Here is a 12462-nt window from a genome sequence, read left to right on the forward strand (position 1 = left end):
GTTTTTTTGATACAGGTTATTTTTCTGGTTTATTTTCTGGCTGTTGACCTGCTAAATTAGCCCCATCGTATTTATTGAGTTTCATAAAAACAGCACTAGATAGGATAGTTAAAACCCCCATAACTAAAAAAGTATAATTAAATACCGCAGTTGGTTGATCTATTGTATCAATGGAACTATTTCTAAATACCTGTAAAAACATGGCAGAAATAGAAATGCCTAAACTAATTGCCAATTGCTGCGTAACAGAAAGTAAACTATTGCCATCACTAGAAGTAGTCGTATCTAAATCAGCTAAGGAAATGGTATTCATCGAAGTGAATTGTACCGCATTAAAAGCCCCATTACACACCATGAGTAAAATAATGATAAAAAAAGGAGTTTCTTGGGTAACAAAGAAAAAAAGACTAATGAGGATTCCCGTGGCAATCGTATTGAAAACCAAGGTCTTTTTATAGCCAAATCGCTTGACAATAGGGATGACAAAATTTCTCGAAATTAGGTTAGATAGCGCTTGTGGAATCATCATTAACCCCGCATAAAAAGCGGAATAACCGAAGCCCAATTGCAACAAAAGAGGAATCATTAAAGGCATACCGCCAATTCCAAATCGCGTTACTAAATTGCCGATTAAACCAATATTTAAAGTTTTAATTTTAAATAAGTCGAGCTTAATTAAAGGGCGTGTATTTTTTTTAGCATATAGGATATAAGCTACAATAAGTAAAATCGCTAATAGAAATAAACCAACTAATTGGAATACACCTAACTGTGGGGAATTCCATCGCTCAATAACTAGGGTTAACATGGTTAGTCCTCCACTAAATAAAACCCAACCTACTAAATCAAAACGCTCTACTTTATTCGTGAAATTAGGAATAATGGAACGCGCCATAATAATCACTATAATTCCTACAGGTAGATTAATTAAGAAAATCCAATGCCAAGATAATTTTTCAACTAAAAAACCACCCGCAGTAGGACCTAACATGGGGCCAATCAAAGCAGGAATAGTAATGAAATTGATGATTTTTAATAATTGATCTTTCGGATAAGCGTATAATAAGGTTAATCGGGCAACAGGAACCATCATCGAACCGCCAATGGCTTGAAATATACGAGCATAGATTAATTCATTTAAAGTATTAGATAAAGCACAAAATAAAGAACCCAATGTAAAAAGAGCAACAGCAAGAATAAAAATGCGTTTTGTACCAAAGCGATCCGCTAACCAGCCACTCAGAGGAATAAGTAAAGCAACAGTTAGGGTATAAGATACAATAATACTTTGCATTTCTAAAGGAGATTCTCCTAAACTTTTGGCGATAGATGGAAGACCCGTATTTAAAATTGTCCCGTCTAAAGCCTGCATAAAAATAGCTAATGCACCTAAATAGGGGAGGTATTTCTGAACTTTTGGATCCTGAATTATTCCGGCTTTCATGTAAAAAATAAGTTTGGCATACTAGAGATTGAATTTACCAAATTCCATCTAGCTTGACAATATTTTTTAGAAGATTTATGATTTGAATTTAAAAGGAATACTTTGCACGAGTGAATTCCTCTAAAAACGGAAGGGTTGTGAGGGTAAAAAGAGAAAGATTACTTTTTTATTTGGCTATTGTTCAATCCAATTGGCAATCATTTGTCGCCCGTCTTTTGTTATATATGATTCGGGATGAAACTGAATACCTCTAACGTTTTTGGTTTTATGCCTGAATGCCATGAGAATTTGATCACTACTTAAAGCGGTCATCGTTAATTCGTCCGGAAAATTGTGTTGTGCTAGTGCCCAGGAATGATATAAACCGACCTTTGTGTGATTTTCAATATTTTGAAAAAGCAAATCAGGAGTTGTTATTTCTAAAGCACGAGCTTGCCCGTGAAATACCTGCTGTACATTGTAGAGCTCTGCTCCATAATATACACCCAAAGCTTGATGCCCAAGGCAAACCCCTAAAATAGGTTTGGTGTGTTCATAATGCGCTATGATATCAAACAAGATGGGGTAGGCTTGAGGAACATCTGGACCTGGTGCTAATACAAGTTGATCATAACGCGCTAAATCCTCTACTTGAACCTCATCACTTTGGATTACTTGTATAGTACAAAGGGGATGTTCATCAAAAATTTGATACAAATTGTAAGTAAATGAATCTCGATTATCGATAATAATAATTTCCTTCTTCTTGCTCATAAACAATTTGTATTTTTGACCTTCAATTTACAATTAGACTATGGGCATCAAAGATACAATTATCTCAAGTATGAATGAATTGGGAAAGGCAAGAAAACCTTTTTTATTTTTTGTAGACTACCAAGGAGAAATAGGGCAAGTGATTCCCTTAGATGCTATTGATGCCGATGAAATTCTATATCATTTTAATACAAAAACCAACCATAAAGAACAAGTAGAATTTCAAATCCCTCAATTAAGTGCCCATCCCATTCCTTTAGAAGCCTATCAACAAAAATTTGATCAGGTTGTAGAGCAAATACAAAAAGGCAATACGTATTTGATGAACCTTACCGTATCAACGCCTGTTGATTTACAAGGAACCTTAAGAGATGTTTTCTGTGCGAGTAAAGCAAAATATAAACTTTGGGTAAAGTCTGAATTTGTATGCTTTTCACCTGAAATTTTTGTTCAAATAAAAGCCAATAGAATTTATTCCTTTCCCATGAAAGGAACAATTAATGCCGCTATTCCTAAAGCTGAAGAATTGATTTTACAAGACGAAAAAGAAACCGCAGAACATTATACGATTGTTGATTTAATACGCAATGATTTGAATATTGTATCCAAAAATGTAAGAGTCGATCGCTTTCGTTATTTGGATAAACTACAAACCTCTAAAGGAGAATTGTTGCAAATGAGCTCGCAAATTAGTGGTGATTTACCAGAAGGATGGCAGGATACACTAGGTGATAGGTTGGCCAAACTTTTGCCTGCCGGATCTATAACAGGTTCACCCAAAGCAAAAACAATTCAAATTATTGAAGCTGTCGAAGGATATGCCCGAAACTATTATACCGGTATTTGTGGCTTGTTTGATGGTGATTCCTTGGATAGTGCAGTGATGATTCGCTTTTTGGAACAGCAGGGAGATCAATTTTTCTATAAAAGTGGAGGCGGAATAACTTTTGCAAGTGAAGTAGAAAAAGAATATGAGGAAATTTTACAAAAAATCTATATTCCGATTTAATTGATAGTTTACAGTGGACGGTTTACTGTTCTCTTCACCCATTTCTCTTCACCCATCACCCATTTTTTTAGTTCATGTTAAAAAAAGTTAACCTAAAACGGTAGATTCAAATCTCGTAGTATATTTGGTAGGAATTATGAAACGTATTCTACCCCATCTTTTTTTTGTTTTTTTCCTGCTAATTTTAGGAGGTGCTAAAGTATTGGGTATTCCTGCAAACTATGAAAAACCAGAAGTTCAAGTTGCAGGTATCGAGGTTGTTCATACAATGAAAGAGTTAGGAATACTCCAAATTAAACACAACCAAGAATACAATAAAGATTATGCCTTTTCAAGTATAGAAACGGATAATGGAGACTCTAGTTTTCAAGAAAAACCAGATTCACTTGTTTTAGTTTCTACCTTAATAAAAGTGTTTTTCTATGCAATTTCATTGCATTTCATCCTTTTTGCGATTAAAAGACGCCGTACTACGTATGAAGCGTTGATACAATTATTTGATCATAAATACATTGTATATCGAATATTAAGAATTTGATTCACCTAAGTTTCAAAGGATTATTTTATTAATTGCCTACAATCTTAGTTAGGCGATAAATAGCGAGGCTTAAGGATAAGCTTCGACTTTTAAATCAATTTAATTAGCAAAATGTATTGTATGAAAAGAGTAGCATTTATTGTTTCTCTAAGTACTGTTTTGGGGTTATTTAGCTGTAATTCTCATAAACAGGAAAAAGAAAAAGGTATGGATTATCCAGTTACCAACCCTATAGTTATGGATACTGTTGTAGTCAAAGACTATGTTTCCCAAATTAAATCCGTAAAAAACATTGAGGTTCGAACCCAAGAAAAAGGTTATTTAGAGGCTATTCTTGTTGATGAAGGGCAATATGTCTCTCAAGGGCAATTGTTGTTTCGCATTCAACCTCAACTGCATAAAGCGGAGTTAGCAAAATCAAAAGCAGAAGTAGCAGAGGCTCAAATTGAAGTACAAAATGTAGAAACCTTAACCACTAATAATGTGGTTTCTAGCAGTGAGAAGGCAGTTGCTTTAGCACATTTGCAAAAAGCGAAAGCAGAAATGCAGTTAGCACAAATTCACTTGAATTATACCGAGATTAGAGCACCCTTTTCAGGTTATGTTGGACATCTGTCTAAGCGTTTAGGAAGTCTGTTGGATGAAGGGGAGCTCCTAACAACACTCTCTGATAATACAGCAATGTATGCCTATTTTAATGTGTCAGAAGTGGAATATTTAAACTATCAGACAAATCCTAAAAGTAAGGGAAGTGATGTAGTAGAACTCGTGATGGCAAACAGTAAAGTATTACCCTATAAAGGTAAAATTGAAATTATAGAGGGAGAGTTTAATAATGAAACAGGTAATATTGCTTTTCGCGCTAAATTTCCCAATCCCGATAAACTATTGAGAAATGGTGAAACGGGCAAGGTACGCCTGTCAATTGCATTAGAAAAAGCATGGATTATACCACAAAAAGTAACCTACGAAAGACAAGATAAAAAATATGTTTTTGTAGTAAATAAAAAAGGTGAGGTACAGGCTAAACCGATTACTATTAATGCTGAATTACCGGATTTATACGTTATAAATCAAGAGGATATCTCTACAAAAGACTACATTCTTCTAGAAGGAATTCAAAAGGTAAAAGAAGGAGATCATATCCAGACAAACTACCAAGAGCCTAAAAAGGTATTGAAATCCTTGCATTTAAGTGCAGACTAGTCTAGTATTAAGTAATTCATTGAATTGATATGTTTAAAACCTTTATTCGCAGACCCGTTCTGTCGATTGTTATTTCGTTGATTATCGTATTTCTTGGGGTATTATCCCTTTTGAAATTGCCCATAACCCAATTTCCTTCCATTTCTCCACCTAAAGTAAATATTACAGCCGAATACCCTGGAGCAAATGGTGAATTGCTGATTAAATCAGTGATTATTCCCTTAGAAAGAGCGTTGAATGGTGTACCCGGAATGAAATATATGGAGTCTAATGCTGGTAATGATGGGGAAGCCTCTATTCAGGTTATTTTTGATTTGGGAACAGACCCCAATTTAGCTGCTGTCAACGTACAAAATAGAGTTTCTTCCGCCATTAATAAACTCCCTCCTTTGGTTGTCCGAGAAGGAGTTAAAATCACACGTGAAGAATCCAATATGTTGATGTATTTAAACGTATATAGTGATGATCCCAAGGCAGATCAGAAGTTTTTGTACAACTATGCGGATATTAATATTTTATCCGAATTAAAAAGAGTTAGCGGTGTAGGCGTAGCTGATATTCTTGGAAATAGAGAATATGCAATGCGCATTTGGTTAAAACCTGATCGCATGACGGCCTTTCATATTTCTTCCCAAGACGTTATGGAGGCACTACAAGAACAAAGCATAGAAGCATCTCCAGGACGTATCGGAGAAAGTTCCGGTAAGAGAGCAGAGGCTTTTGAATATGTATTAAAATATTCAGGACGCTTTAATACAGAGAAAGAATACGGGGATATTATCTTGCGATCTACACCAGAAGGAGAAATTCTTAGATTAAAAGATGTAGCAGATGTGGAATTTGGAAGCACCATGTATGACATCTATTCTAATTTGAATGGAAAACCATCAGCCGCTATTGTCATCAAGCAATCTTTTGGAAGTAACGCCAGTGATGTGATTAAAAATGTTAAGAAGCTAATGACCGAACTAAAAGAAGACTTTCCTAAGGGGATGCACTATGAAATTAGTTATGATGTATCTTCCTTTTTAGATGCTTCTATAGAAAAAGTAGTTCATACCTTAGTTGAAGCTTTTGTATTAGTAGGTATTGTTGTATTTATGTTTTTAGGTGATTGGAGATCTACGTTAATTCCTACTTTGGCGGTACCTGTATCCTTAATTGGAACCTTTGCTTTGATGAGCGTATTTGGCATTACCCTAAATCTAATTTCACTTTTTGCACTCGTAATGGCCATTGGGGTAGTCGTCGATGATGCCATTGTCGTCATTGAAGCGGTGCACGCTAAAATGGAAGTAGACCATCTTTCGCCCTATAAAGCGACACAAGCAGCAATGAAAGAAATCAGTGGAGCTATTATAGCAATTACTTGTGTCATGGCAGCCGTATTTATTCCAATTGCCTTTATGAGTGGTCCTGTAGGTATTTTTTACCGTCAGTTTTCCATAACAATGGCAACGGCAATTGTATTGTCAGGCGTGGTAGCCTTGACCTTGACTCCTGCCTTATGTGCGATGATTCTAAAGAATAATCACGGCAAAGAAAGAAAAAAAACAGCGTTGAATCGCTTTTTAGATGCGTTCAACCGATTGTTTACAAGGGGAGCCTATAAATACAAAGCGGTATTAAATAAAACAGTGAGTAGAAGAGTTGTGACATTCGGAATGTTAGGCGTTTTTTGTATAGCGATTTATTTGCTGAATACAACCTTACCAACCGGATTTATTCCAAATGAAGACCAAGGCATGTTTTATGCGATTATTCAAACTTCTCCAGGAGCCACCTTAGAACGCACCAATCAAGTAGCTTCACAATTGCAGCAATTAGCAGAAGGAATCGATGGGGTAAAATCTGTGTCGTCATTGGCGGGCTACGAGATTCTAACCGAAGGAACAAGTGCAAATACAGGATCGTGTTTGATCAATTTAAAAAGTTGGGAAGAACGCGATAAATCAGCCCAAGAGATTATAGAAGAACTAGAAGAAAAATCAAAAACATTAACGGGAGCTAGGATTGAGTTCTTTCAGCCACCAGCTGTACCCGGTTATGGAGCAGCTGGAGGATTTGAGTTGAGGCTATTGGACAAAGCAGGAAGTGGTGATTACAAACAAATGGAGAAGGTGAGTAAAGAATTTGTGAATGAATTAAGTAAACGACCAGAGATAAGTGCTGTTTTTACCTTTTATAGTGCTAGTTTTCCACAATATGTATTAAAAATAGACAATGATAAAGCAGAACAAAAAGGAGTGTCTATTTCGATGGCTATGGATAATTTATCTACATTAATAGGAAGTGATTATGAAACTAGTTTTATCAAATTTGATAGACCTTATAAAGTAATGGTTCAAGCGGCACCTGAGTATAGAGCATTGCCTGAAGATGTACTAAAGATGTTTGTGAAAAATGACAAAGGAGAAATGGTTCCTTATTCTGCTTTTTTAACCTTACAGAAAGTATATGGTTTATCTGAGTATACCCGCTTTAATATGTACAATGCGGCTGAGATCAGTGGTTCACCTGCTCATGGATATAGTAGCGGTGCTGCAATCAAGGCAATTCAAGCGGTGGCCAAAGAAACATTACCGCATGGCTATGGAATAGATTGGGCAGGTATTTCAAAAGATGAGGTATCTAGAGGAAACGAGGCGGCGGCTATTTTTGCTATTTGTTTAGGATTTGTTTATTTAATTCTAGCCGCTCAATATGAAAGTTTTATTCTTCCTTTACCCGTTATTTTATCCTTACCCGCAGGTATATTTGGCGCCTATTTTTGCTTGAGTGTATTGGGATTAGAAAATAATATTTATGCTCAAGTAGCGATGGTAATGCTAATCGGATTACTCGGTAAGAATGCCGTGCTAATTGTAGAGTTTGCCATATTTATGCGCCGAGAAGGACATAGTATATTTAAATCAGCCATAGAGGGCGCAACTTTGCGTTTCCGTCCTATATTGATGACTTCCTTTGCTTTTATTGCAGGATTAATTCCTTTGGCTTTAGCAAATGGTCCTGGCGCAATCGGAAATAGAACAATCGGTACAGCAGCAGCAGGAGGAATGTTGATTGGTACACTATTCGGTTTGCTAGTTGTACCAGGGCTGTATTATGTTTTTGCAACACTAGCAGAAAAAACAAAGCTAACGCGCTATGAAGATGAATCAACCATTTACGAATACATTGAAAAAGATGAATAGATCAACCGTATATAAAGGAGCCATTTTGGCCTTCCTCGGATTAGGTTTATGGAGTTGTAAGGCGCCACAAGCCACTATTGATTTTGATAGTAAAGTCAAACTTCCCTTGGCGTATAATCAGGGAACTGATACCCTTAATTCAGGTTTAATTCCATGGAGACAGTTTTTTACAGATAAGAATTTGACTGTTTTAATTGAAGAAGCTTTAAAAAATAACCAAGAATTGATGATTACGCTTCAAGAAATTGAAGTTGCAAAAAGCGAAGTATTAGCTAAAAAAGGAAAATTAGTACCCAAAGTTGGTGCGAGTTTAGGTGCAGGTGTAGAGAAAGTCGGTAGATATACGAGTCAAGGTGCAGGAGATGCAGGTACAGAAATAGAAAAAGGAGTGAAAGTACCAGAGAATATAGGTGATTTTTCAGGAAGTCTCTCAGCATCATGGGAAATTGATATGTGGGGAAAACTCCATAATGCGAAAGAAGCTGCTGTAAAGCGATATTTGGAAACCGTAGAAGGGAAGAATTATGTTTTATCTTCCTTAATTTCAGAAATAGCAACTACGTACTATGAACTATTAGCTTTAGATAATCAGTTAGATTTAACCTTGCAATACATTGACTTGCAGAAAAAAGCATTAGAAATCGTAAAGATTCAAAAAGCAGCAGCTCGAGGAACAGAATTAGGTGTTAAGAAATTTGAAGGAGAACTTTTAAAAGCGCAGGGTTTAGAATTTAGTGTACGCCAAGAAATAACAGAAGCAGAAAATAGAATGAATGTGTTATTAGGACGTTATCCTCAGCCTATAAAAAGAGAAAAAGAAAGGTTTATGGATTTAGTTCCTATAGCTGTAACCACGGGAATTCCTTCTCAATTGTTGTCCAATCGCCCCGATATTAAGCAAGCTGAATTAGAATTAGAGGCAGCTAAACTTGACGTAAAAGTGGCTAGAGCAGAGTTTTATCCCTCCCTAGAGATTTCGGCTGCTATTGGTTTAAATGCCTTTAAACCCACTTATTTAGTAAAAATGCCAGAATCTATTCTGTATAATTTAGTGGGAGATTTAGCGGCTCCCTTAATTAATAAAAGTGCTATAAAAGCAGAATTTAATACCGCAAATGCACATCAGATTCAAGCGTTGTATGAATATGATAAAAAGATACTCAACGCTTATTTAGATGTAGCCAATCAGATGGCAAAAATTAATAATATGCAACAAGTCTTTGAATATAAAAAGAAAGAAACCCAAGCTTTATCAGATGCCGTTGGTATTGCCAATGTATTATTTACCTCTTCAAGAGCAGATTATTTGGAGGTGTTGATGACCCAACGCGAAGCCATGGATGCCAAAATAGAATTGGTAGAAGCAAAGACCAAACAATTAACTACTGTAGTTGATATTTATAAGAGTTTAGGTGGAGGATGGCAATAAGAAAAAGTGAATAAAAGTTGATGATTGGCTAACCTTTGCAAAGGCACTGAATTTGTATTTTGTGTCGTAAGGGATAGTAATAGAAAAGGAGCCTAGGCTCCTTTTCTTATTCTTGAAAGTTTAAAAAATAAAAGTAGTAGAGCTATTCCCTCAGATAAACCCACGTAATCAATTCAAGGAAAGCATTACGTGGGTTTGAGCGCATCGGATTAAACCAATCCTACTGGAATTCGCTCAGGATTGAATCTCTTTCACCTCAATAGTAGTAAATAACTGTTGCAGCTGTTGTGCGGTAGCTTGATTTAAAACTAAGTTGTATTTTTTCTCTTCTTTCTTTTTGGTTGTATAAGTAAACAGTAGAGGAGATAATTCTCCATATAGACTATTTAAGGTCGGCGTTCTCTTATTTTCGGCATATAAAGCCAAGTTGAGTAAAGTGTTTAAATGATCGGTATTGGGCAGGTAGTGAAGGTGATATAAAATATAGAGTTGCAATTTAATAGACAAACATTGAAACAACCGATGCGAGGTGATAAAAGTCTCCGATTTTAGATTTAAAAAGTCTTTGTTAATTGTTTTATTGACTTTCTTTAACGGTTGTTTTAGATGGTAAGAACAGTCGTCGAAATCAATCATATATGTTTCATGCCAGTGAATCTGTGGATAATAATCACTCGAATATACCCGATTTTTTGGTTTTAAAATAGCTTTGAAAAAATCAGAGAACTGGTAGGCATATTCTTGGATATTAAATCGGGTGTGAGCGATGATGGTAAATCGAACATCCTCTTTTTGGGCTTCTATAGTTTGGATAATTTTTTTCAATTCTTTCGATGGAGCTTCTTTGATTAGCGCTAATACATAGAGATGCTTCATAGGGCTTTTCTCTTGGAAATAAAGTGTTTCGTGGAATTTATAAAGCTCTTCAAGTTGATGAGTTTCTATTAGAGGCAACAGTTTTTCTTTGAATTGAAAAGAGACCTGTTTTTCCTTTTTAAGGATCCGTTGTCGAGGAATCAATGTGGTTTTAAAATCGATTTCATCTAACACTTCTAATACAATGCGGTTTATTTTTTTTTGAATTTTCTGAAAAGCAACATTCCAAGTAGCATATTGATCGGTATCAGTATCCTGCGCTAAATCGTCTAAAATATAGTAAACATCAGCCTTGCGTTTTACGAAAAGAGTTTTCATTTTCGGTATGATTTTTTCAAGAAGGAGCAGACGTTCCGTAAAATTGTACGCACTGTTCTTAACGCCAAATAACATAATTTCCAGCGTTTCTAAATCATGTTCAAAAGATTTTAAGAAAGCCAAACTACTACCATTAGATCGATGTTGAACAAAATCGAGGCAATAAGCAGTTAAAAACGTCTGTTTATCTTTGTAAGTGGTAATAAATGAGCCCAAAGACTTATACAAAAGACGGGATGCTGTCCAATCTTCATTTGCATAGATAATACGATCATTCGTTAAGCTGATTTTAAAAAGAGAGTTACCTATAGAATCGTGGTAGTTCATATCTTCTGTATCGAGTATAAACAATAGGGTTTGATATTCCTTATACAAAGAGGCATGGTAAGCGGTAGTAAATACTGAGGATAGGTTAACTTTGTCTTTAACGTAGATCCATACTGCTTGAACAGTATTCGATTGCCAAACAGATCCAAACCAAAGCGTGTAGATTTGTTGCGTATCGATATACTGGTTTAATTTTTTGAGAAGATCTTTTGAAAAATCTTTACTCAGTACTAAGGGGGAGTTTATTTTCATAAATAGAGATTTTAAGATTTAGGTTATTAGATAAATATATGTAAAATAGCTATTTGTTTGAATTATTGAAATTAAAACTGTGTATTACTTGTGGTTTTTTCTATATTTTTGTATTTCAAGTATTAAATCAAATATACGAACTTGGTTTTAGGTTTTTTTAAAAAATTACATATACTGTTCGTGTATTTTTCGTAAATTCTTTAGATATGGATAAAATTAAGCGCATCAATGAGGCCATTAAATGGATCATTTTTGAAGGTTTGGCTAAAAACCACACCGATCTTGCTCAAAAGTTAGGGTATAAGAAATCTTCTTTTTCTCAAATTGTTAATGGGAGGGTAAACGTGAGCACTAGCTTTATTAATCGATTGGTTACTTTCGTGCCCGTTTTAAATCGAAAATGGTTGATTAAAGGGGAGGGAAGTTTGTTTATCTCTCAACCGAAAACAGTTCATGAGCAGGCTATGAAAGGGCATTCCAAAGGCGTTAATCTATTGTTTGAAAATGGCGCTACTTATTTGACTAAAAGTGAATTACCCGAAATCTTATACAACAAAAGAGGAAATACATTTACTTTTTATCCCGGAGGTAAAATGTATATTGAAGTTTTTAAAATTCCTTTCGAAGCGCATACCTCTTATAGGGCTAATTATAAGGATCAAACGCAAATTAGCAGACATTTTAATCGCGCTGAATTCAGTATTGATTACTTTGAATTAGGGTATTATCAAGCCTTTGAAGTTTCAGGTAATACAATGAATGGTGGCAATATTGAAGATACACCCGAAGGAGCAGAAGTTTTAGCAAGGGAAATTAATAGAGATCTATGGTCAGGCGGGTTTAAACAAACCAAGTATGGATTTATTTTAGTAACCAAAGAACATATTTTGCACAAAGATATTGCGGATTACAACAGGCAAACAGGTATACTTCAATTGTCTAGTCGCAATGCAAGTTATGGAATCATGGAATATCCAATCCTAGAGGTTGTTCAAATATTTCATGTTATTAAACGCTTCTTTTAAAGGAGACGATGCATTGGAAAGAAACCCTATTCAGGTCTCTATCAAACACAAGTACTATTTTTGTTTGATAGAGGCTTAGTAATTCCATTAG

9 protein-coding genes are annotated in these 12462 nt (G+C 35.3%); 6 read left to right on the plus strand and 3 right to left on the minus strand.

Features of this window, described 5'->3' with window-relative positions; genetic code table 11:
- Positions 1–16: 16 nt before the first annotated feature.
- Both mdtD and ACMHJ2_RS13865 read right to left on the minus strand, forming a co-directional pair.
- Positions 17–1444 carry a multidrug transporter subunit MdtD gene (mdtD, locus tag ACMHJ2_RS13860; RefSeq protein ID WP_413513458.1) on the minus strand — a complete coding sequence of 476 codons (1428 nt, stop codon included), beginning with the start codon at positions 1442–1444 and terminating at the stop codon, positions 17–19.
- 174 nt (positions 1445–1618) lie between these two features.
- A complete protein-coding gene (locus ACMHJ2_RS13865) occupies positions 1619–2197 on the minus strand; it encodes an anthranilate synthase component II (RefSeq protein ID WP_413513459.1) in 579 nt (192 codons plus the stop codon).
- 40 nt (positions 2198–2237) lie between these two features.
- Here ACMHJ2_RS13865 and ACMHJ2_RS13870 point away from each other — a divergent pair, with 40 nt between their 5' ends.
- The 5 genes from ACMHJ2_RS13870 (at position 2238) to ACMHJ2_RS13890 (ending at position 9573) form a co-directional block, all read left to right on the plus strand.
- On the plus strand, positions 2238–3206 hold the full coding sequence (locus ACMHJ2_RS13870) for an aminodeoxychorismate synthase component I (RefSeq protein ID WP_413513460.1): 969 nt from the start codon (positions 2238–2240) through the stop codon (positions 3204–3206).
- A gap of 136 nt (positions 3207–3342) precedes the next feature.
- On the plus strand, positions 3343–3744 hold the full coding sequence (locus tag ACMHJ2_RS13875; protein ID WP_413513461.1) for a hypothetical protein: 402 nt from the start codon (positions 3343–3345) through the stop codon (positions 3742–3744).
- Between the two features lie 120 nt (positions 3745–3864).
- Complete coding sequence (locus ACMHJ2_RS13880) at positions 3865–4950, plus strand: efflux RND transporter periplasmic adaptor subunit (RefSeq protein WP_413513462.1); 1086 nt, start codon at positions 3865–3867, stop codon at positions 4948–4950.
- 29 nt (positions 4951–4979) lie between these two features.
- Complete coding sequence (locus tag ACMHJ2_RS13885) at positions 4980–8144, plus strand: efflux RND transporter permease subunit (protein ID WP_413513463.1); 3165 nt, start codon at positions 4980–4982, stop codon at positions 8142–8144.
- On the plus strand, positions 8137–9573 hold the full coding sequence (locus tag ACMHJ2_RS13890) for a TolC family protein (RefSeq protein WP_413513513.1): 1437 nt from the start codon (positions 8137–8139) through the stop codon (positions 9571–9573). The genes ACMHJ2_RS13885 and ACMHJ2_RS13890 overlap by 8 nt, the downstream gene beginning before the upstream one ends.
- 234 nt (positions 9574–9807) lie before the next feature.
- Here the strand turns inward: ACMHJ2_RS13890 and ACMHJ2_RS13895 are convergent, their stop codons facing one another.
- Positions 9808–11346, minus strand: coding sequence for a hypothetical protein (locus ACMHJ2_RS13895; protein WP_413513464.1), 1539 nt, complete (start codon positions 11344–11346; stop codon positions 9808–9810).
- A gap of 206 nt (positions 11347–11552) precedes the next feature.
- Here ACMHJ2_RS13895 and ACMHJ2_RS13900 point away from each other — a divergent pair, with 206 nt between their 5' ends.
- Complete coding sequence (locus ACMHJ2_RS13900; RefSeq protein ID WP_413513465.1) at positions 11553–12371, plus strand: hypothetical protein; 819 nt, start codon at positions 11553–11555, stop codon at positions 12369–12371.
- The last annotated feature ends 91 nt before the right edge of the window (positions 12372–12462 follow it).

Source organism: Myroides odoratus, assembly GCF_965118575.1.
Taxonomy (GTDB): domain Bacteria; phylum Bacteroidota; class Bacteroidia; order Flavobacteriales; family Flavobacteriaceae; genus Flavobacterium; species Flavobacterium odoratum_B.